This window comes from Natronospira bacteriovora (assembly GCF_030848495.1).
Taxonomy (GTDB): Bacteria; Pseudomonadota; Gammaproteobacteria; order Natronospirales; family Natronospiraceae; genus Natronospira; species Natronospira bacteriovora.
Genome location: NZ_JAVDDT010000002.1, coordinates 379,264 through 401,295 on the forward strand (window position 1 = coordinate 379,264; position 22,032 = coordinate 401,295).

Annotated in this window: 19 protein-coding genes and 1 tRNA gene; 15 read left to right on the forward strand and 5 right to left on the reverse strand. The window is 60.3% G+C overall.

The features are described from left to right. Window positions 1-27: 27 nt before the first annotated feature. The 15 genes from nuoH to pnp all read left to right on the forward strand — a co-directional run bounded on the left by nuoH (window position 28) and on the right by pnp (window position 16,629). On the forward strand, window positions 28-1,086 hold the full coding sequence (gene nuoH, locus RBH19_RS04550; protein WP_306727629.1) for an NADH-quinone oxidoreductase subunit NuoH: 1,059 nt from the start codon (window positions 28-30) through the stop codon (window positions 1,084-1,086). 7 nt (window positions 1,087-1,093) lie between these two features. Then, a complete protein-coding gene (nuoI, locus tag RBH19_RS04555; RefSeq protein ID WP_306727630.1) occupies window positions 1,094-1,582 on the forward strand; it encodes an NADH-quinone oxidoreductase subunit NuoI in 489 nt (162 codons plus the stop codon). Between the two features lie 47 nt (window positions 1,583-1,629). After that, the gene (locus RBH19_RS04560; RefSeq protein WP_306727631.1) at window positions 1,630-2,229 is read left to right on the forward strand and encodes an NADH-quinone oxidoreductase subunit J; all 600 of its coding nucleotides are present in this window, start codon (window positions 1,630-1,632) and stop codon (window positions 2,227-2,229) included. A 37-nt stretch (window positions 2,230-2,266) separates the two neighbouring features. Next, the gene (nuoK, locus tag RBH19_RS04565) at window positions 2,267-2,572 is read left to right on the forward strand and encodes an NADH-quinone oxidoreductase subunit NuoK (RefSeq protein ID WP_306727632.1); all 306 of its coding nucleotides are present in this window, start codon (window positions 2,267-2,269) and stop codon (window positions 2,570-2,572) included. Between the two features lie 51 nt (window positions 2,573-2,623). After that, complete coding sequence (gene nuoL / locus RBH19_RS04570; protein WP_306727633.1) at window positions 2,624-4,576, forward strand: NADH-quinone oxidoreductase subunit L; 1,953 nt, start codon at window positions 2,624-2,626, stop codon at window positions 4,574-4,576. A 26-nt stretch (window positions 4,577-4,602) separates the two neighbouring features. Further along, window positions 4,603-6,117: an NADH-quinone oxidoreductase subunit M gene (locus RBH19_RS04575; RefSeq protein WP_306727634.1), complete on the forward strand. Its 1,515-nt coding sequence runs from the start codon at window positions 4,603-4,605 to the stop codon at window positions 6,115-6,117. 89 nt (window positions 6,118-6,206) lie between these two features. After that, complete coding sequence (gene nuoN / locus RBH19_RS04580) at window positions 6,207-7,643, forward strand: NADH-quinone oxidoreductase subunit NuoN (RefSeq protein WP_306727635.1); 1,437 nt, start codon at window positions 6,207-6,209, stop codon at window positions 7,641-7,643. 129 nt (window positions 7,644-7,772) lie between these two features. After that, window positions 7,773-7,849, forward strand: a tRNA-Met gene (locus RBH19_RS04585). Window positions 7,850-8,035: 186 nt separating this feature from the next. Beyond that, window positions 8,036-8,470 carry a ribosome maturation factor RimP gene (gene rimP, locus RBH19_RS04590; RefSeq protein ID WP_306727636.1) on the forward strand — a complete coding sequence of 145 codons (435 nt, stop codon included), beginning with the start codon at window positions 8,036-8,038 and terminating at the stop codon, window positions 8,468-8,470. Between the two features lie 32 nt (window positions 8,471-8,502). Beyond that, window positions 8,503-10,017 carry a transcription termination factor NusA gene (gene nusA / locus RBH19_RS04595; protein WP_306727637.1) on the forward strand — a complete coding sequence of 505 codons (1,515 nt, stop codon included), beginning with the start codon at window positions 8,503-8,505 and terminating at the stop codon, window positions 10,015-10,017. Window positions 10,018-10,108: 91 nt separating this feature from the next. After that, window positions 10,109-12,718 carry a translation initiation factor IF-2 gene (gene infB / locus RBH19_RS04600; RefSeq protein WP_306727638.1) on the forward strand — a complete coding sequence of 870 codons (2,610 nt, stop codon included), beginning with the start codon at window positions 10,109-10,111 and terminating at the stop codon, window positions 12,716-12,718. A gap of 13 nt (window positions 12,719-12,731) precedes the next feature. Then, entirely contained in the window at window positions 12,732-13,133 is a 402-nt protein-coding gene (gene rbfA / locus RBH19_RS04605; RefSeq protein WP_306727639.1) for a 30S ribosome-binding factor RbfA, read from the forward strand. A gap of 4 nt (window positions 13,134-13,137) precedes the next feature. Beyond that, complete coding sequence (gene truB, locus RBH19_RS04610; protein WP_306727640.1) at window positions 13,138-14,052, forward strand: tRNA pseudouridine(55) synthase TruB; 915 nt, start codon at window positions 13,138-13,140, stop codon at window positions 14,050-14,052. Between the two features lie 188 nt (window positions 14,053-14,240). Further along, window positions 14,241-14,510 (forward strand): 30S ribosomal protein S15, encoded by a 270-nt coding sequence (rpsO, locus tag RBH19_RS04615; RefSeq protein WP_306727641.1) that lies wholly within the window; start codon window positions 14,241-14,243, stop codon window positions 14,508-14,510. 25 nt (window positions 14,511-14,535) lie between these two features. Then, entirely contained in the window at window positions 14,536-16,629 is a 2,094-nt protein-coding gene (gene pnp / locus RBH19_RS04620) for a polyribonucleotide nucleotidyltransferase (RefSeq protein WP_306727642.1), read from the forward strand. Between the two features lie 157 nt (window positions 16,630-16,786). Here pnp and RBH19_RS04625 read toward each other — a convergent pair whose 3' ends face one another. The 5 genes from RBH19_RS04625 to queF form a co-directional block, all read right to left on the reverse strand. Further along, window positions 16,787-17,752 (reverse strand): hydrolase, encoded by a 966-nt coding sequence (locus tag RBH19_RS04625; RefSeq protein ID WP_306727643.1) that lies wholly within the window; start codon window positions 17,750-17,752, stop codon window positions 16,787-16,789. A gap of 28 nt (window positions 17,753-17,780) precedes the next feature. Then, window positions 17,781-19,724 (reverse strand): acetate--CoA ligase, encoded by a 1,944-nt coding sequence (gene acs / locus RBH19_RS04630; RefSeq protein WP_306727644.1) that lies wholly within the window; start codon window positions 19,722-19,724, stop codon window positions 17,781-17,783. 88 nt (window positions 19,725-19,812) lie between these two features. Beyond that, complete coding sequence (gene gluQRS, locus RBH19_RS04635) at window positions 19,813-20,763, reverse strand: tRNA glutamyl-Q(34) synthetase GluQRS (protein WP_306727645.1); 951 nt, start codon at window positions 20,761-20,763, stop codon at window positions 19,813-19,815. A 40-nt stretch (window positions 20,764-20,803) separates the two neighbouring features. Continuing rightward, the gene (dksA, locus tag RBH19_RS04640; protein ID WP_374728962.1) at window positions 20,804-21,295 is read right to left on the reverse strand and encodes an RNA polymerase-binding protein DksA; all 492 of its coding nucleotides are present in this window, start codon (window positions 21,293-21,295) and stop codon (window positions 20,804-20,806) included. 232 nt (window positions 21,296-21,527) lie between these two features. After that, a complete protein-coding gene (queF, locus tag RBH19_RS04645; RefSeq protein ID WP_306727646.1) occupies window positions 21,528-21,917 on the reverse strand; it encodes a preQ(1) synthase in 390 nt (129 codons plus the stop codon). Window positions 21,918-22,032: the final 115 nt, after the last annotated feature.

The window sequence follows — 22,032 nt, forward strand, 5'->3', positions numbered from 1 at the left end:
CGGAAGAGCACAGGAATCACGAACGCAATGACGGACTTCTTCATCGAACAATGGGATGCGCTGCCGCCGGCGCTGCAGACGGTCATCACCGTCACGGCACAGATCGGCGTGCTGATGCTGGTGCTGATTCTGATGGTGGCGTATTACACCTACGCCGAACGGCGCGTCATCGGTTTCATGCAGGGCCGCATGGGGCCTAACCGCGTTGGCCCCTGGGGGCTGTTGCAGCCGTTCGCGGATGTGATCAAGCTGGTGCTGAAGGAAATTATCGTTCCCAGCAACTCCAGCCGTTTCCTGTTTCTGATTGCCCCGATTCTATCCATTGCGCCGGCGTTTGCCGCCTGGGCCGTCATTCCCTTTGAAGACGGCATGGTGATTGCGGATATCAATGCCGGCCTGCTGTATCTACTGGCTCTGACCTCCCTGAGTGTCTACGGTGTGATTCTGGCCGGCTGGGCAGCCAACTCCAAGTACGCCTTTCTGGGGGCCATGCGTTCGGCCGCACAGATCGTGTCCTATGAGATTGCCATGGGCTTCGCCCTGGTGGGTGTGCTCATGGCGGCGGGTAGCCTGAACCTGAACGATATCGTGATGCGTCAGGACGGGGGTGTGCTCAACTGGTTTCTGATCCCGCTCTTTCCTCTGTTCGTGGTCTATCTAATTTCCGGCGTGGCCGAGACCAACCGGGCACCGTTTGACGTGCCGGAAGGTGAATCGGAAATCGTGGCCGGTTTCCATGTGGAGTATTCGGGCACCGGATTTGCGATCTTCTTCCTGGCTGAATACGCCAACATGATCCTGATCTCGGCGCTCACGGCCCTGTTCTTCTTCGGTGGCTGGTTGAGCCCCTTCCAGGGTGTGCCGGTGATCGGAGAAACGTTCCTGGGTGAAGGCAGTATCGTCTGGTTCGCCCTGAAGACCTTTTTCTTCATGTTTACCTTCCTTTGGTTCCGGGCGACTTTCCCGCGTTACCGTTATGACCAGATCATGCGTCTGGGCTGGAAGGTCTTCATTCCGATCACCATCGTCTGGATCGTGGTTCTTGGTGGCCTGATCCTTTTCGAAGTCGGACCGTGGTTCAACTGAGGCTGGCATGAAAGTAATCAGCAGCTACGTTAAAAGTCTTTTTCTGTGGGAACTGCTCCTGGGCCTCAAGCTGACCCTGAAGCATTTCTTTCTTCCGAAGAGCACGATTCGCTACCCGGAGGAAAAGACGCCCAAGTCGCCTCGCTATCGTGGCATGCATGCCCTGCGCCGCTACCCCAGTGGGGAGGAGCGTTGCATCGCCTGCAAATTGTGCGAGGCCGTCTGTCCGGCGCTGGCCATCACCATTGACTCGGAACAACGCGAGGACGGCACCCGCCGTACCACGCGCTATGACATCGACATGTTCAAATGCATCTATTGCGGCTTTTGCGAGGAAGCCTGCCCGGTAGATGCCATTGTCGAAACCAGCTTCACCGAATATCACTTCGAGGAGCGCGGCCAACAGATCATGACCAAGGACAAGCTCCTGGCCGTGGGGGACAAGCTTGAGTCGCAGATTGCCGCTGATCGGGCAATCGAAAGTCGATATCGCTGAGGCTCGCAATTCCAGCGCGATTACAACGCAGCGGAGATTAGCAAGGCATGGAACTGGTTATCTTTTACGCATTTGCCGCCCTGGTCGTGGGTGCCGCCCTTGGGGTGATCACTGCCCGCAACCCGGTGCATTCGGTGCTGTTTCTGATCATGTCCTTCGTGTTCAGCGCGGGCCTGTGGATCCTTCTGGAAGCGGAGTTCCTGGGGATTGCCCTCATTCTCGTGTATGTGGGGGCGGTGATGGTGTTGTTCCTCTTCGTGGTGATGATGCTGGACATCAACGTCAGTACCCTGCGTAGCGGGTTTGCCCGTAATGCGCCCCTTGGTGTGGCGGTGGCGGCGGCACTGATTGCCATGCTGGCCTACGTCATCTGGGTGCGGGACCTGGGTATCGAGATGATGGCGCGGCCTGAGCGCGCACCGGCGGATTACGACAATACCGGTGCCCTGGGTCAGCTGATGTACACCGAATACGTCTATCCCTTCGAGATTGCCGGCATCATTCTGCTGGTGGGCATCGTGGCGGCCATTTCACTGACCATGCGCCGTCGGGAAGGCACCAAGCACCAGGATCCTGCAAAACAGGTTCGAGTACGCCGGGAGGACCGGGTGCGTCTGGTCAATATGCGCAGTGAGAAGAAGGACTGAATCCCATGCGACGTCTGACAGGAGTTCAGGGGGTCTGATGATTACGCTCTACCACTATCTGATTCTGAGCGGTGTGCTTTTCAGCATCAGCGTCGCGGGGATCTTTATCAACCGCAAGAACGTGCTGTTGCTGCTCATGTGCATCGAGCTGATGTTGCTGGCAGTCAATACCAACTTCATCGCCTTTTCCTATTTTCTCCAGGATCTGGCGGGCCAGATTTTCGTTTTCTTCATTCTAACGGTGGCGGCGGCGGAGGCTGCCATCGGTCTGGCCATTCTGGTGGTCCTGTTCAGAAACAAGAACAGCATCAATGTGGAAGACCTGGATACCATGCGGGGCTGATGCCGCCGCCGGTCTTTTCTCAGTGAAAGCACTTCGGATCGGGATTTAGGGATGGAAAACGTCTATCTGACAATCGTGCTCGCGCCGCTGATCGCCGCCATCATCGCGGGATTCTTTGGCCGCAAGATAGGTACCGCGGGTGCCCATTGGGTCACCATCATTGGCGTGGGCATTGCCTTCCTGCTGTCGCTGCGAGTCTTCTATGACCAGTGGCTGGGTGGGGCGGACGTTTTCAACGGCTCCGTCTATACCTGGATGGTGAGCGAAGGGGTTCGCTTTGAGGTGGGCTTCCTGATTGACCGCCTCTCGTCCATGATGATGTTGGTGGTGACCTTTGTCTCGCTGATGGTTCATATCTACACCATCGGCTACATGAAGGGCGACCCCGGCTATCAGCGTTTCTTCGCCTACATCTCGCTGTTCACCTTCGCCATGCTCATGCTGGTGATGGCCAACAACTTTCTCCAGCTCTTCTTTGGCTGGGAAGCGGTGGGCCTGGTGTCCTATCTCCTGATCGGCTTCTGGTACAAGCGCCCCAGCGCGACCCATGCCAACCTCAAGGCCTTCCTGGTCAACCGGGTGGGTGACTTTGGTTTCCTGCTGGGTATTGCCGCGATCTTTCTGTTCTTCAACAGCATGGATTATTCGGAAGTCTTTGCCGCGGCTCCGGGCGTGGAAGGACAGACCATGTCCATCATGGGTGGTTGGGAATGGTCGGTGATGACCGTGATCTGCATCCTGTTGTTCATTGGTGCAATGGGTAAATCCGCCCAGGTACCACTGCACGTCTGGCTGCCGGATTCCATGGAAGGTCCGACCCCGATCTCCGCGCTGATTCATGCCGCCACCATGGTGACCGCCGGTATCTACATGGTTGCCCGCATGTCGCCGCTATTCGAACTGTCTGTCACGGCGCTGAGTGTGGTACTGATCATCGGTGCCGTCACCGCCCTGTTCATGGGCCTGCTGGGCCTGGTGCAGCATGACATCAAGCGAGTAGTCGCCTATTCAACACTCTCTCAACTCGGTTACATGACCGTCGCATTGGGGGTGTCGGCTTACGCCGCTGGTGTCTTCCACCTCATGACCCACGCCTTCTTCAAGGCTCTGCTTTTCCTGGCGGCTGGGTCGGTCATCATCGGCATGCACCATATTCAGGACATGCGCCAGATGGGCGGTCTGCGCAAGTACATGCCGATTACCTACTGGACGTGTCTGTTGGGTGCCCTGGCGCTGATTGGCTTCCCGGGCTTCTCCGGCTTCTTCTCCAAGGACGGCATCATCGAGGCAGTCGCGTTGTCGGAGATTCCCGGTGCTACCTTTGCTTACTGGGCCGTTCTCCTGGGGGTGTTCGTCACCGCGCTCTATACCTTCCGTATGTTCTTCCTCACCTTCCACGGTGAAGAACGCATGGATGAGCATACAAAGCACGATCTCAAGGAAAGCCCCTGGGTGGTCACCGTGCCGCTGATTCTGCTGGCAATTCCCTCTGTCATAATCGGTGCGCCCTTCGTGAACTCCATGCTGCTGGGCGATTTCTTTGCCGACAGTATCCACGTGGCCGCCGAACGCGACGTGCTGGGCATGCTGGGTGACAAATATGATGGCGCCATGGCGCTGCTGATGCATGGGCTGGTTGCGCCTCCGGTTTATCTGGCGGCCGCCGGCGTGATTCTGGCCTGGTTCCTCTGGCTCAAGCGTCCGGACATCCCGGAGATGCTCGCCAGGCGTTTCTCAGGTATCCATCGCTTGTTGGAAAACAAGTACTACTTTGACGACCTGAACGAGAGAGTGCTGGCACCGGCCAGCCGTGGTCTGGGCCGCCTGTTCTGGCAGGTGGGTGATGTGCGCATCATCGATGGCGGCATCGTCAACGGCTCAGCCCGTCTTGTTGGCTGGTTCTCGGGCGTGGCCCGCCGGGTTCAGACCGGGTTCCTCTACCACTATGCGTTCGCCATGGTTATCGGCCTGACGGCTATGGTTGCCTGGCTGGTCCTGCGTTGATCGGACGATAAAGGGAAAGCAAAGCAATGTTTGAAACCCTGCCACTGCTCAGTCTCCTGATCTGGCTGCCGATCTTCGGCGGGATTGCCGTGCTTGTCGCGGATCGTCTCGGCCTCGGGGAAGCCCGCTGGTGGGCGCTGGGTATTTCTTCGCTCGTGTTCGTTTTGAGCATCCCCTTGTGGACCGGTTTCGATACCACCACCGCTGCCATGCAGTTCGAGGAGCGGGTGCCGTGGATCGAGGCGTTGGGTGCCTATTACCATCTGGGCGTGGATGGCCTGTCCATGCCCATGATTCTGCTTACCACGTTCATGACCGTGCTGGTGGTGATTGCCGGCTGGGTGGTCATTCAGTATCGGCCGGCGCAATACTTTGCCGCCTTCCTGTTCCTGGAGGGCTTCACCATCGGCGTATTCTCGGCGCTGGATGTGGTGTTGTTCTATGTGTTCTGGGAAGCGCTGCTGATCCCGATGTTCATCATCATCGGTATCTGGGGTGGCGATAACCGGGTATATGCCACCATCAAGTTCTTCCTCTACACCTTCTTCGGCTCGGTCTTCATGCTGGTCTCGTTCATCTATCTGTATGTTCAGACTGGCAGCACAGCGGTGCTTGATTTCCACATGGCACCCCTGGGGATGACCGAGCAGCTGCTGATCTTCATCGCCTTCATGCTGGCCTTTGCCGTCAAGGTACCCATGTGGCCGGTGCATACCTGGCTCCCGGACGCCCACGTTCAGGCCCCCACCGGTGGTTCGGTGATTCTGGCGGCCATCCTGCTGAAGCTGGGTGCCTACGGCTTCCTGCGTTTCAGTCTGCCCATCACGCCTGATGCCAGTAATGAGTTGGCCTGGTTCGTGGTGGTGTTGTCGTTGATTGCGGTTGCCTACATCGGTTTCGTGGCGCTGGTTCAGTCCGACATGAAGAAGCTGATTGCCTATTCGTCCATTGCCCACATGGGCTTTGCGACGCTCGGTTTCTTTGTCGGTTTCCTGATTCTTGCCGCGACGGGTGATGATGCCGGTGCCGCCTTCGGGATGCAGGGCGGTATTGTGCAGATGGTCTCTCATGGCTTCATCTCCGGTGCGCTCTTCCTCTGTGTTGGCGTGATGTACGACCGGGTTCACAGCCGGGAAATCGGTGATTATGGCGGTGTCATCAACAAAATGCCCATCTTTGCCGCCTTCATGGTGCTGTTTGCCATGGCCAATGCCGGGCTCCCGGGTACTTCCGGTTTCGTGGGCGAGTTCATGGTGATTCTGGCCAGCTTCCGGGCGGATTTCTGGATTGCCTTCATCGCTGCGCTGACGCTGATTCTGGGGGCGGCCTACACCTTGTGGATGGTCAAGCGGGTGATGTTCGGTGAGGTGGCCAACGAGAAAGTGGCGTCGCTGAGCGATATCAACCGTCGGGAAATTCTTCTGCTTGCCGCACTGGCGGTGCCGACGCTGTTGTTGGGTGTCTGGCCGTCGCCCCTTATCGACGTGATTGCGCCGAGCGTGGAAGCCCTGGTTGAACACATGATGCAGAGCAAGCTCTGAGGGTAGTCACCACCCCCAGTGGCCAATGATTGTTTCGCGACGGCATTGACAATCGCCGTTGAGACGAGTTTCAGGAGTCTGAGAAGACAATGAACTTCGAGATACCTCAGTTTACGCCGGTCATTCCGGAAATGTTCATCGCAGGGATGGCGTGCCTGATCCTGCTGGTGGACCTCTACCTGTCTGATCGTAACCGCGTGGTGACCCACTGGTTGACCCTGGCGACTCTGGCAGGTGGTGCCTTGCTGACCTGGCGCATCATGGGAGATTCGGCCACCTTCACCTTTGGTGGCATGTTTATCGGCGATCAGCTGGCACATACCCTGAAGCTTTTCCTGTACCTGGTGGTTGGCGTCGTGCTGGTGTACTCCCGTGGATACCTTCAGGATCGGGATATGTTCAAGGGTGAGTACTACCTGCTCAGCCTGACGGCACTTCTCGGCATGATGATCATCGTCAGCGGTCATAATCTCCTTGTGCTGTACCTCGGTCTTGAACTGCTGTCGTTGTCCCTGTACGCCATGGTGGCGTTCAACCGTGAAAATGCCAATGCCGCGGAAGCGGCCATGAAATATTTCGTCCTGGGCGCCATTGCCTCCGGTGTTCTTCTCTATGGCATGTCCATTATCTACGGCGTCACGGGTTCTCTGGATGTGGCGGAGATTGCCGCCTATGTCTCCTCGGCGGAACTGTCTCACATCGGCCTGGCACTGGGTCTGAGTTTCATTCTGGTTGGTCTGGCATTCAAGATTGGTGCCGTGCCATTCCATATGTGGATTCCGGATGTCTATCATGGTGCCCCTACGGCGGTGACGCTGTTTGTGGGCGCGGCACCCAAGATCGCTGCATTTGCCCTGTTCATGCGGCTGCTGGCTGACGGCATGGGAGGGTTCCACGAAGCCTGGCAGGGCATGCTGATTGTGCTGGCCATCCTGTCAATGGCCGTGGGTAGTTTCCTGGCCATTGCCCAGACCAATATCAAGCGCATGCTGGCCTATTCAACCATTACCCATATGGGATTCATCCTGATGGGCATCATGGCCGGTACCAGCCTCGGTTATCAGTCCGCCATGTTCTATACCCTGGTCTATGTGCTCATGGCCTCCGGTGCCTTCGGCATGATCATTCTCATGAGTCGCAAGGGCTATGAGGCGGAAAACATCAGTGATTTTCAGGGTCTGAACGATCGCAGTCCCTGGTTTGCGGCCTGCATGGGCATGCTCATGTTTGGCATGGCAGGTGTGCCGCCGCTGGCAGGCTTCCACGCCAAGCTGTCGGTCATCAACGCGGCCATTGATGCTGGCTGGGTGTGGGTGGCCGTGGCCGCCGTTATCTTCGCGATCATCAGCGCTTTTTATTATCTGCGGGTGGTCAAGGTGATGTATTTCGACAAGCCCGAGGTGGACGAGGTGCCCAGTGGCAGCCTCGGTTTGCGGGCCCTGCTGAGTGTGAACGCCCTGACTGTTCTGGCTCTGGGCATGTTCCCGGGCCTGCTGATGGCGGTTTGCGTGCAGGCCTTCGCCTGAGGCGTCGTCTGGCCGGGAACTTTTTCCGGTCATGATGCTCTTATCGGTGTCCGGGCAGGGGAGACCAGATCTTCTTGCCTGGGGGCTTGAAAAAAAGGCGCCATGGGAATAGAATGGCGTCTTGCCGGATGCGGGGTGGAGCAGTCTGGCAGCTCGTCGGGCTCATAACCCGAAGGTCGCAGGTTCAAATCCTGCCCCCGCTACCACTTTCGATGAGAAAGGCCCCTATGGGGCCTTTTTCGTTACCGGCGGCTCGGCCGGTTTCCCGCGGGAAGCCGGATCGGGACGCCCGGCTTTCGGGCCGGGGTTCCGTACAGTCTGGGCTTCCCACGGGAAGCCAATGCTGAAGGGCCGTCTGGCCCTTTTTTTGTACATGAAATTTGCAGGCGCGAATGAAGGAAGAACTGTTCAAACTGCTGGAGCCGTCGATCAATGCCATGGGTTTTGATCTGATTGAGCTCGAGTACTCGGCCGGCGGTGAATTGCTGCGGCTGTACATCGACATTGACCGTGGCGTGACGGTGGATGACTGCGAAGCGGTCAGCCGTCAGGTCAGCGGCATTCTGGACGTGGAAGACCCGATTCCGGGGCAATACACCCTGGAAATTTCTTCCCCGGGCATCGATCGCCCACTGCGAACCCTGGCGCATTTTGCCCATTTCACCGGCGAGCGCGCCAAGGTGCAGATGGATGCGCCCATTCAGGGGCGCCGCCGCTTCAAGGGTGAATTGCTCGGTGTGGAAGATGACCGAATCCTCATGAATGTGGATGGCAAGCAGGTAGAGCTGCCGTTCGAACGAATCGAGAAAGCACGACTCGCTCCCTGAGAGCGATCATCCAAAGAATGGAGACTGGGACAATGAATAGAGAAGTCCTGCTGGTGGCTGAAGCCGTGTCCAACGAGAAAGGCGTGGACAAGGAAGTCATCTTTGAAGCCATTGAGGCCGCGTTGGCTTCCGCGACCCGCAAGCGTCACGGCGGCGAGATTGACGCACGGGTCAGCATCAATCGTGCTGATGGCTCCTATGAGACTTTCCGGCGTTGGCTCGTCCTTGAAGACGAGGAAGAGATGGAGAATCCGGAAAAGGAAATCCTTCTCAGCGACGCACGTGAGCAGTATGGCGACGATGTGGCCGCCGGTTCCTATGTGGAAGAGCCGCTCGAGAACGTGGAGTTCGGTCGAATCGCCGCCCAGACGGCGAAACAGGTGATCGTTCAGAAGGTTCGTGAAGCGGAACGCGCCCAGGTTGTGGATGCCTTCCAGGATCGCGTTGGCGAGCTGCTGACCGGTCAGGTCAAGCGTGTCGAGCGAGGGAACGTCTGGATCGATCTCGGGGGCAATGCCGAAGGGTTCATTCCCCGCGAGGAAATGATTCCCCGGGAAGCTGTTCGCCCGGGGGACCGGGTTCGCGGTTATCTCAAGGAAGTGCGCTCTGAACAACGCGGTCCCCAGCTCTTCATCAGCCGCAGCGCGCCGGAATTCCTGATCAAGCTGTTCGAGCTGGAGGTTCCCGAGATTGGCCAGGGCCTGATCGACATCATGGGAGCGGCCCGCGACCCCGGGCTGCGTGCCAAGATCGCCGTGCGCAGCAATGATGCCCGAATTGACCCGGTGGGTGCTTGTGTGGGCATGCGTGGCTCGCGCGTTCAGGCGGTCTCCAATGAACTGGCCGGTGAGCGCATCGATATCATCGTTTGGGATGACAATCCGGCGCAGTTTGTGGTTAACGCCATGTCTCCGGCCGAGGTGTTGTCCATTGTCATGGACGAGGATGCCGGCAGCATGGACATTGCGGTCGACGAGGAACAGCTCTCCCAGGCCATTGGCCGAGGTGGTCAGAACGTTCGCCTGGCCAGTCAGCTCAGTGGCTGGGAGCTCAACGTCATGACGGAGAGCCAGGCGACCGAGAAGAGTGAGTCGGAAGCTCGGAGCATTCAGGAAAGCTTCATGAAGCAGCTGGATGTGGACGAGGAGGTTGCCATGATTCTGGTGCAGGAAGGTTTCTCCAGTATCGAAGAGATCGCCTACGTGCCAGCCAGTGAGCTGCTGGAAGTGGAAGAGTTTGACGAGGACGTGGTGGATGAGCTTCGCGGTCGTGCCCGCGATGTCCTGCTGACCCAGGCCATTGCCGGCGGTGGTGATGACAAGCAGCCGGCCGAGGATCTGCTCAACATGAAGGGCATGGACGAAGCTTTGGCCCATCGTCTGGCCGAGAAGGGCATCATCACCATGGATGATCTGGCTGAACAGGCCGTTGACGACATCATGGACGTGGAAGGCCTGGACGAGAAGAAGGCGGCGGACCTGATCATGGAAGCTCGCGCGCCGTGGTTTGCGGAACAGGACGGTGAGGAGGAACAGCCCCGGAGCTGACGCTCTGTAACCGATTCGTCCCGCGCCCCGCGCAGCGGGTACACGTGCCGGGCTGGTACCGGCCGGAATGAAAGACGAGGAGCTTTGCCGTATGGCGGAAGTGACCGTTAAGGAATTTGCAGAAACCGTGGGTGTCCCCGTTGAACGCCTGCTCACCCAGTTGAGCGAGGCCGGTATCGACGTGACGGACCCGGATGGAACCATCAATGACGAGCAGAAGCTGGAGCTTCTTGCCTATCTGCGTCGCGGAAAGAGTGCGGGCAGTGAGGAAGAAGGTGGCCCCAGCCGCATTACCCTGCGTCGTCGCTCCCGCAGTGAGTTGCGTACCGCTGGCAGTCAGGGTCGTGCCAAGACCGTGAATGTGGAAGTCCGGCGCAAGCGAACTTACGTGAAGCGGAGTGACATCCTGGAGCAGGAAAAGAAGCGTCAGGAAGAAGAGCAGGCCCGTCTGGATGCCGAGCGCCAGGCGCGCGAGGAAGTTGAGCGCAAGCAGCGCGAAGAAGAGGAAGCGGCTCGCAAGGCGCAGGAAGCCGAAGCGGCGCGCGCCGAGGAAGAAGCGGCGGCGGAGGCCGAGGCATCCGTGGAAGCGCCTGGGGAAGCGGAAGCTGCGGTTGCTGCTGCGGAAGAAGTGGCCGAGGCTGAAGCCGAGGAGTCTGCGGAGGAAGAAGCGGACGATGAAGCGCGCGCTGAAGCCGAGCGAGAGCGTGCCGCAGAAGAAGAGCGTCGACGTGCAGAGCAGGAAGCGCGTCGTCAGGAAGAAGAAGACGAGAAGCGCCAGCGAGCCCAGGCCGCGAAGGCCAAGCCGAAGAAAGGTCAGAAAGCCGGTCGGCAGGAGCTGCATGTGGCGCGTGACAAGCAGGGTCGCCGTAAGTCACAGGCGGGTCGCCCCAGTCGTGCTGCCGCCAGTGGTGGTGGCCGTCACGGCTTCGAGCGTCCGGCCGGCCCGGTGATTCGTGAAGTGGTGGTGCCCGAGTCCATTACCGTGGGTGATCTGGCTCAGCGCATGGCCATCAAGGCCAATGAAGTCATCAAGGTGATGATGAAGATGGGCGTGATGGCCACCATCAACCAGTCCATTGACCAGGAAACCGCCGCCCTTGTGGTTGAGGAAATGGGCCACAAGGTGAAGCTTCAGAAGGAGAACGAGCTGGAAGAACGGGTCATGGAAGTGCCCATGGAGGGCGAGGAAGTGCAGCGTGCGCCAGTCGTGACCGTGATGGGGCATGTGGATCACGGCAAGACCTCCCTGCTGGATCATATTCGCCGCGCCAAGGTGGCCGCTGGCGAGGCCGGGGGCATTACCCAGCATATCGGTGCCTACCATGTTGACACCGATTCCGGCATGGTCACGTTCCTGGATACACCGGGCCACGCGGCGTTCACGGCCATGCGTGCCCGTGGTGCCAAGCTGACCGATATCGTGGTGCTGGTGGTGGCCGCCGATGACGGGGTCATGCCCCAGACCATCGAGGCCGTGCAGCATGCCAAGGCGGCCGGGACGCCCATCGTGGTGGCGGTGAACAAGATCGACAAGCCAGAGGCGGATCCCGATCGGGTCAAGAATGAGCTTTCCCAGCATGAAGTGATTCCGGAAGAGTGGGGTGGTGATACCCAGTTCGTGCATGTCTCCGCCCATACGGGTGAAGGAATCGATACACTGCTGGAATCGCTGGCCTTGCAGGCGGAAGTGATGGAGCTCAAGGCCATCGACAGTGGCGTGGCCCATGGTGTGGTCATTGAATCCAAGCTGGAGAAGGGCCGTGGCCCGGTGGCCACCGTGCTGGTGCAGCATGGCAAGCTGAAGCAGGGTGAAATTCTGCTGGCCGGTCGCGAATACGGCCGTGTTCGTGCCATGTTCGATGAAACCGGGAAAGAAGTGAAAGAAGCCGGTCCGTCCATTCCCGTCGAGGTGCTGGGTCTTTCCGGTGTTCCCGAAGCCGGTGATGACGTGGTGGTGGTCGAGAACGAGCGCAAGGCTCGCGAGGTGGCCGAATTCCGCCAGAGCAAGCAGCGTGATGCCAAGCTGGCCCGCCAGCAGGCCGCCAAGCTGGACGAAATGTTCCAGCAGATGGGGGACGGCGCGAATGTGGGTATTCTGAATGTCATGCTCAAGGCTGACGTGCAGGGTAGTGCGGAAGCGCTATCCGAATCACTGCAGAAGCTGTCCACCGATGAAGTGAAAGTGAAGATCGTTGCCACGGGGATCGGCGGGATTACCGAGTCCGACGTGAACCTGGCAGCGGCGTCGGATGCGGTCATCATCGGCTTCAACGTGCGTGCCGATGGTTCCGCCAAGCGCCAGGTCAGCGAAACCGGCGTGGATCTGCGTTACTACAGCGTGATCTACGAGGCCATCGACGACGTCAAGGCAGCCTTGTCCGGCATGCTGTCGCCGGAGCTTCGCGAGGAGATCGTGGGTCTTGCCGAGGTCAAGGATGTTTTCCGTTCACCGAAGTTCGGCAACATTGCCGGCTGCCTGGTAGTGGATGGCAGTGTGAAACGCAACAATCCCATCCGCGTGCTGCGGGATAACGTGGTCATCTACGAGGGCGAGCTGGAATCCCTGCGCCGATTCAAGGATGACGTCAACGAAGTCCGTGCCGGTACCGAGTGCGGCATTGGTGTGCGTGACTACAATGACGTGAAGGCAGGTGACCAGATCGAATGCTACGAACGCCACGAAGTGGAACGCAGCCTCTGAGCCGGGAGGAGTGATGAAGGAACCGTCCAAGCCAGGGCAGCGAAAGCTGGCGGAAGATATCAAGCGCCGATTGAGTCTGATCATGCGTGAAGAGGTTCAGCATGATGCGGCCTGGCAGATCACGGTAACGGACGTGGAAGTGGCCCGGGATCTTTCCCGGGCCAAGGTCTGGGTGGATTTTCTCGGGGAGCCCCCCGAGGCGCTGATCGAGGCCATGGAGGCCGCCCGCAACAGTCTGCGGGCCCGCCTTGGCCGCACCATGAATATCCGCAAGTCGCCACAGATTGTCTTTGTCCATGATGACAGCCTGAAACGGGGCGCCCACCTGAGTGCCCTGATTGAAAAGGCGGTGGATCAGGACCGTCGCCGCCGTGGCGACGACGAAGACGGCGAGGAAAGCGACGGCGGACGTTGATTGCATGCCCCGACGTCGACGCGGTCGAGACATTCACGGCATTCTCCCCCTGGACAAGCCGCTGGGCGCAAGCTCCAATGCGGTGCTTCAGCGTGTCCGTCGTCTGCTGGATGCCCGCAAGGCCGGGCACACCGGTAGTCTGGATCCCCTGGCCAGCGGCGTTCTTCCCCTTTGCTTCGGTGAAGCCACGAAGGTGTCCGCGCTTCTTCTGGATGCAGACAAGACCTATCGTTTCACCTGTCAGCTCGGGAGCCGCACGGCAACCGGTGATGTGGAAGGGGGGGTGGTGGAGACGGCGCCGGTACCGGATCTGAGTGAGGACGCCGTTCGTCAGGCCATGCAGGCCTTCCTCGGAGACATCGAACAGATTCCCCCCATGTACTCGGCGTTGAAGCAGGATGGAAAACGTCTGTACGAAATTGCCCGTGCCGGAGGCGAGGTGGCGCGTCACCCGCGCCCGGTGCATATCCGACGTTTCGAGCTGCTTGCCCATCGTGGCGATGCGCTGGATCTGGAAGTGAGCTGTTCAAAGGGTACCTATGTACGGGTTCTGGCCGAGGATCTGGCTCGCGCCCTGGGGAGTGTCGGGCACGTCACGGCCCTGCGTCGCATTGCCGCCGGCCCCTACCGGGAGCACGAACTGCTCACCCTGGAGCAGATCGAGGCGGCGTCCAGGGAAGGCGATGACGCCCTTCGTGCCTTGCTGCTGCCGGTGGATTCCGCGCTCCCGGATTGGGAGTCGGTGACGCTTGATCCGGATCTGACGCATTATTTCAAGCAGGGACAGGCAGTTACGGTCTCCGATCTGCCGGCTGCCGAGCGCATCCGCGTGTACGGCGAGGGCAGCGGTTTTCTGGGCCTGGGGCGGCGGTTGCCGGACGGGCGCCTGGCGCCCAGACGCCTGATTCTCTGCAACTGAGGTCTGACCGCCCATTGCTTGTGGACAACTGGCAGGGGCGCGTACAATACGCGGTTTGGGACGGCCCGCACGGTGATCGCTGTCACTGTCGGGTTCGGGTAGTGAGTCCGGGTTTGCCCATGTCCGTGGCCCGGTATTCAGAAACCCTTTGCGTAATGGCGCAAAGTAAAACAGGAGCAATTGAAGCAATGTCTCTGAGTGCAGAAAAGAAGGAAGCCGTGATCCGCGAGTACGCTCGCGACAACAATGACACCGGTTCCCCTGAAGTGCAGGTGGCCCTGCTGTCCACCCGCATCACCGAATTGACCGACCATTTTGCCAAGCACAAGCACGACCATCATTCCCGTCGTGGCCTGCTGAAGATGGTCAACCAGCGCCGCAAGCTGCTGGACTACCTGAAGCGAAAGGATCGCAGCCGCTATCAGGAACTCATCAACCGACTCGGCCTGCGTCGCTGAGTCCACTGGCAACAGGTTTTCTATCGTGACAGTAACTACGAAGACATTTCAGTATGGCGGTCGTGCCGTAACGCTGGAGACCGGGCGGATTGCCCGCCAGGCCGACGGTGCCGTACTCGTCAACATGGACGAGACGGTGGTGCTGGTCACGGCCGTGGGCCAGAAGGAAGCCGATCCCGGCCGACCCTTCTTCCCACTGACCGTGAACTATCAGGAACGCACCTACGCTGCCGGCCGGATTCCCGGTGGCTTCTTCAAGCGCGAAGGGCGTCCCAGTGAAAAGGAAACGCTGACCAGCCGCCTGATCGACCGGCCCATTCGTCCGCTCTTCCCCAAGGGCTTCATGAACGAGGTCCAGGTGATTGCCACGGTGATCTCCGTCAACCCGGAAGTGGATCCGGATATTCCGGCCCTGATCGGTACCTCCGCCGCGCTGGCCATTTCCGGGATTCCCTTCAATGGGCCCATCGGTGCGGCTCGTGTGGGTTACCGGGATGGTGATTACCTGCTCAACCCCAGTGCCAGCGATCTGGATGAATCCAGACTGGATCTGGTGGTGGCCGGTACGGAGAAGGCCGTCCTGATGGTGGAGTCCGAAGCCAGCGAACTGTCGGAAGACGTCATGCTCGGCGCCGTTCTCTACGGTCACGAACAGATGCAGGCGGCCATTCAGGCAATCAATGAGCTGGCGGCCGAGGTGGGCAAGCCGCGCTGGGACTGGGAGCCCGTGGCCAAGGACGAGGAGCTGGCCGGCAAGGTCAGGGAACTGGCCGAGGCCGATCTCAACGAGGCCTACCAGATTGCCGACAAGGTGGCCCGCAATCAACGGCTGTCCGATATCCGCAGCGCGATCGTGGAGCAGCTGGCGCCGGAAGGTGAGGAAGAGCCCCGCTGGGCTCGTGGCGATGTGAAAGGTGCCGTGGAAGCACTGGAGAAGCACATTGTCCGTGACCGCATCATCCAGGGTCAGCCCCGCATTGATGGTCGTGACACGAAGACTGTGCGCCCCATCAATGTCACGGTGGGTGATCTGCCGCGTACCCATGGTTCGGCCATCTTTACCCGTGGCGAGACCCAGGCCATCGTGGTGACCACCCTGGGCACCGGTCGTGATGCGCAGATCATCGATGCCATCGAGGGCGAGCACAAGCAGCCCTTCATGCTGCATTACAACTTCCCGCCCTACTGCGTGGGTGAAACCGGCTTCATGGGCGGTCCCAAGCGCCGGGAAATTGGCCACGGCAAGCTGGCCAAGCGCGGCGTGGAAGCCGTCATGCCCAACATGGATGATTTCCCGTACGTCATCCGTGTGGTGTCCGAGATCACCGAGTCCAACGGTTCCAGTTCCATGGCCTCGGTCTGCGGCACCAGTCTGTCCCTGATGGACGCCGGTGTGCCGATCAAGGCGCCGGTGGCCGGTGTGGCCATGGGCCTGATCAAGGAAGACAGCGGCCACGCGGTCCTGACCGACATCCTGGGTGATGAGGATCACCTGGGTGACATGGACTTCAAGGTGGCCGGTACTGCTGAAGGCATCACTGCGCTGCAGATGGACATCAAGATCGAGGGCATCAACCGTGAAATCATGGAAGATGCGCTGGCTCAGGCCAAAGACGGCCGCCTGCACATCCTCGGTGAGATGAACAAGGTGATCTCGAAGCCGCGCGAAGAGATGTCCGACTGGGCACCGCGTATCATCACCATGAAGATCGATTCCGACAAGATCCGGGACGTGATCGGCAAGGGTGGTGCGACCATTCGCAGCATCACCGAGCAGACCGGTGCCAACGTGGACATCCAGGACGATGGCACCATCAAGATCGCTTCGGTGGACCGGGAAGCCGGTGATGCCGCGAAGAAGATGATCGAAGACATCACGGCTGAAGTGGAAGTGGGCAAGATCTACGAAGGCAAGGTGGCTCGCATCATGGACTTCGGTGCCTTCGTCACCATCCTGCCCGGCAAGGACGGCCTGGTGCACATCTCCCAGCTGGCCAACGAACGTGTGGAGAAGGTCACGGACGTGGTTCAGGAAGGCGATGTGGTCAAGGTCAAGGTTCTGGAAGTGGACCGTCAGGGCAAGGTGCGACTGAGCATGAAGGCTGTCGACGCCGCCTGATTCCAGCTTTCACGGAATCGCTGCTTGAAGCCGCCCCCGATCTCGGGGGCGGTTTTTTTTTTGGCACGGCAAAAAACCAGGCACGGCCATCGTAAGCGTAGTCGTAATCGTAATCGGACTTTCCAACAGACCGAAGAAAGCCGACACCGCCCTTCATTCAAACGCCAAGCACCTCGACCAGATGCCCCGTGATCCGCTCCTCCAGCCACCAGCGCGGGCGCCATGGCCAGCGGCCGGCCACGAAACCCACGTGGCCACCCCGGGCGCTGATCTCCAGGCGAATGCTAGGGGACAGTTCCTGTTCCGTCGGTGCGGCTTCCGGCGTCATGAAGGGATCGTCCAGTGCGTGCAGGATGAGGGTGGGGACCCGGATGCCGTGAAGGTAATGCACGCTGCTACTGTGCCCGTAGTAGTGCTCTGCATTGTCAAAACCATGCAGAGGTGCCGTGATGGCATTGTCGAAATCATGGAAGGATTTGAGGCCGGGCAGTGCTTCCATGGGCAGCGGGGCATCGTTGCGCCGGGAAAACTTGTCCCGGTAGCTGTTCTTCATCCGGCGCATGAGGAAGCGATTGTATAGGCGCGATATCCCGCGGTTGATGGCATGGGCACACAGTGACAGACGAAAGGGCACCGAGACGGCAACGGCTGTGCTCAGGGGTGCCGCGCGGCCCTGTTCGCCCAGCCATTTCAAAAGCACATTGCCACCCAGGCTGTAACCCACCGCGGCGTCCGGACGGTGATCATGCTCTGCAAGGCATTCCAGCACGGTCTGCAGATCTTCGGAGACGCCGGAATGATAGCCCCGCCGCAGGCGGTTGGCCTCCCCACTGCAGCCGCGAAAGTGCATGAGTACAGTGCGTAGCCCGGCCCGGTTGAGCGCGCGCATCTGCCCGGCGACGTACTTGGATTCGATGGAGCCCTCGAGGCCGTGGAGCAGCAGTACCAGTGGCCCTTCCTCCGGCCCGGACCAATCCAGGTCAATGAAGTCACCGTCCGGGAGCTCGAGTCGTTCCCGGACGGTTGCAAGACGCGGATAGGGCCTCAGCAGGTTCTGGTAAATGGTCTGGGCATGGGCATTTCTGGCCCACCAGGCCGGTCGAAAGCGGCTGTCGACGATCACCTTGTACGGCTCTCCTGCTGCTCGTCGCTCAGGTTTCCGGACGGATGCGGTTCTCGATCAGGTCATCGACCACGGAAGGGTCGGCCAGCGTGCTGGTATCACCGAGACTGTCCAGTTCATCGGCGGCAATCTTGCGCAGGATGCGGCGCATGATCTTGCCGGAGCGGGTCTTGGGCAGCCCCGGTGCCCACTGGATCACATCCGGGCTGGCGATGGGGCTGATCTCCTCGCGTACCAGTTGAATGAGCGCCTCCTTCAGTGATTCACTTGTTTCCCGGCCGGCCATCAGGGTGACATAGGCGTAGATCCCCTGGCCCTTCATATCGTGGGGGAAGCCAACCACGGCGGCCTCCGCCACGTCGGGGTGGAGTACAAGGGCGCTCTCGATCTCGGCGGTGCCCAGGCGGTGTCCGGAGATGTTGAGCACGTCATCCACCCGCCCGGTAATCCAGTAATAGCCGTCTGCATCCCGGCGGGCCCCGTCACCGGAGAAGTAGCAGCCCTTGTAGGCCGAGAAATAGGTTTCCGCAAAACGCTGGTGGTCACCGTAGACGGTTCGCATCTGACCGGGCCAGGATGACTTGATCACCAGGTTGCCACTGGCTTCGCCTTCCAGCTCCCGCCCATCGGCATCCATCAGGGCCGGTTGCACGCCAAAGAAGGGCAGGGTGGCTGACCCTGGCTTGAGATCGGTGGCACCGGGCAGAGGGGCGATCATGATGCCGCCGGTTTCGGTCTGCCACCAGGTGTCCACCACCGGGCAGCGACCGTCACCTACCACACGGTGGTACCAGCTCCAGGCTTCCGGATTGATGGGTTCACCCACCGTGCCCAGCAGACGCAGACTGGATCGGCTGCACTGTCTGACCGGATCGTCTCCCGCCCGCATCAGGGCCCGGATGGCGGTGGGGGCCGTGTAATAGATGGTGACCCTGTGCCGGTCAACGATCTGCCAGTGCCGCGAGGCGTCCGGATAATTGGGCACACCTTCGAACATGAGTGTGGTAGCGCCATTGGCGAGAGGGCCGTACACGATGTAACTGTGGCCGGTCACCCAGCCTACATCGGCTGTACACCAGTAAATGTCGTCTTCGTGGTAATCAAAGACGTAGTGATGCGTCATTGCGGCATGGAGGAGATAGCCGCCCGTGGTGTGCAACACACCCTTGGGTTTGCCGGTGCTGCCCGAGGTATAGAGGATGAACAGGGGGTCTTCGGCCCCCATGGCTTCCGGCTCGCACTCCCTGTCCGTGTCGGCGATGAGGTCGGCATAGCGGACATCCCGATCGTTTTCCCAGTGAATATCGGCCCCCGTGCGCTGGTAGACCACCACGGTCTCCACGCCCGGACACTCCCGGAGTGCCTTGTCGGTGTTGGCCTTGAGCGGCACGGTCTTGCCGCCGCGAATGCCCTCATCCGCAGTGATCACCAGTTTGCAGTCCGCATCCAGAATTCGATCCCGCAGGGCGTGGGGGGAGAAGCCACCGAAGACCACGGAATGGATCGCGCCAATGCGCGTACAGGCAAGCATGGCCACGGCCGCTTCCGGCACCATGGGCATGTAAATGCAGACCCGGTCGCCACGGCGCACGCCACGCTGTCGCAGGCCATTGGCAAGGCGGCAGACGGCTTCGTGAAGCTCCCGGTAGCTCAGACGGCGGCTTTCTGCCGGGTCGTCGCCCTCCCACAGGATGGCGGTCTTGTCGCCACGTTGGGTCAGGTGGCGGTCAATGCAGTTCTCACTCACATTGAGTTCGCCGCCTTCGAACCAGCGAATGCGGGGCTCGTTGAAATCCCAGTCCATGACCCGATCCCAACGGCGGCGCCAGTCCAGAAAGCGATCCGCCTGTTCGGCCCAGAAATCCTCCGGATTCTCCAGTGATCGGCGATACATGGCCTGGTAGGTGGCTCGGTCAATGTGAGCATTGCGGACAAAGTCGGCAGGAACCGGATACGTCTGTTTCTCAGCCATGTCAGCTCCCCTGTGGCGAGAATCGGATGAAGTGCGAGGCGCGCTTTCTCCTGTTTGAGCTTACCGGCTGTGGCAGTAACTGCAAGGATCAGTGTCCGGGCTGGTAATCGGATGCCACGGCAACGGCCTCACCGGTTCGATCCTGACCCGCCAGCGCCTTCATTTGCCAATGGCTGAAGGCCCATTGCCAGATCTCGGGCAGGCTGGCCCGGGCGAGATGATCGGGTGGTGCCTGACGCAGGTGGCGCAAGGCCTGGAACAGCTGCGGGCCCGGCTGGCTGGGATCCAGTGGCAGGGCGCCGGTCTGCTTGCTCAGCTTCTGTCCACCGGGACTCAGGGCCAGTGGAATGTGGCCGTAACGTGGCGCTACCAGGCCCAGTTGCTGCATGAGATGGATCTGTCGCGGGGTGCTGGGCAGTAGATCGATCCCTCGAATGACCTCTCCGATGTCATCGCTGCCGTCGTCCACCGCGGCGGCCAGATGATAAGCCACCAGACCGTCTGCGCGCCGAATCACGAAATCACCCATGTTGGCCTCAAGGTCGGTGTCGATCGTGCCCTGGAGGGCATCCTGAAAGCGAATTCGGGCATTTCTGGTCAGGGCTCGGATGGCCCGGCCCTCGCGTCCTGGGGCAAGACCATGTCGGCAGGTGCCCGGATAGATCGGCCCATCCGGGCCTTGACGGCCCTGCTCTCGGATCTCCCGGCGTGTGCAGGCACAGGGATAGGCGAGGCCCGCGTCGAGCAACTGGCGGATGGCGGCGTGGTATTGCGCCAGGTGTTGCGACTGGTAGCGGATGGGGCCATCCCACTGGAAACCGAAAGCCTCGAGTACCCGCGGGATGTCATCACGGGCACCGGGGGCTTCCCGTGGCGGGTCGATGTCGTCAATCCGAAGGTACCAGTGTCCGCCCTGGCTTCGGGCCTGGAGGTAACTGGCGGTGGCGGCCAGCAGGGAGCCGAAATGCAGTGGACCGGTGGGCGAGGGGGCGAAACGGCCGTCGGCGGACTGTCTTGCGCGGGATTTGTCGGATGGCATGGCGAGGACAGGCCGGCCCCTCGCGGGGCCGGCCGACACATCAGCCGATCATCTGTTTTTCGCGGATTTCGTCGAGGGTCTTGCAGTCGATGCACAGCGTCGCGGTGGGGCGTGCTTCCAGGCGACGAATGCCGATCTCGATGCCACAGGAGTGGCAGAAACCGTAATCGTCGTCCTTGATGGCCTGCAGGGACTCATCGATCTTCTTGATCAGCTTGCGCTCCCGGTCACGGGCCCGCAGCTCAAGACTGAATTCGGATTCCTGGGTGGCGCGGTCGCTGGGGTCCGGGAAGTTGGCGGCTTCGTCCTGCATGTGATGCACGGTCCGGTCCACTTCTTCCATCAGCTCCCGTTTCCAGGCCAGAAGGATCTCGCGGAAGTGCTCCTTCTGCGCCTCCCCCATGTACTCCTCGCCCTTCTTCGGCTCATAGGGCTTGAAGCCGGCAGCGGAAGCAACCGTGCTCTTGCCGGCGGTTTTCTTCTTGCTCGCCTTCTTGCTGGCCGTCTTCTTGGATGCGGTTTTCTTAGTCACGGTCTTTTTCGTGGCCTTTTTCCTGGATGCAGAGGTCTTCTTGGCGGTCTTCTTGCGGCTTGTCTTCTTGCTTGCGGCCATGGCCCCTCTCCCATGCGGCAGGCTGTTGAATGCCTTCGGCACCTGGCCCACAACAGGCCGGATGCTGGCCTTGCTCTGATCAGAGGCAGGTTATACAGAAACCGTCAGGGTCGCGCAAGCAAGTCACCTGAGTGGGCAAGATGCTGCCGGCTCAGGGCAGGTCGACCGCTTCCGGCGCTGTCCAGCCGGGCGCGCGGTGCTCAGCGATGACCTTGGTCCAGATGCCGCCCCGAACGTTGAAATCGCCGGTCACGCGGAGAAACTTCGGCTGGATGGCCGCGACAATATCGTCCATGATCTGGTTGGTAATGTCTTCGTGGAAGGCGCCTTCGTCGCGGAAGGACCAGATGTAGAGCTTGAGGGATTTCAGTTCCACGCACAGCTGATCCGGCACATAGGCCAGCTCAATGGTGGCAAAATCCGGCTGTCCCGTCTTCGGGCACAGGCAGGTGAACTCCGGGATTTCCATGCGAATGGTGAAATCCCGCCCCGGACGCGGATTTTCGAAGGTTTCCAGGGTCTTGCTGGGCAGCGTACTCATTGGCGTGGCTCCATTCTCGGTGTCTCGGCCTTTGGGGCCGGTGGCGCCGGTGGCCGGCGCCCCGTCGGGCGGATGCGGATTAAACCCGAGCCGCGTTTACTTTACAATGCCCCGG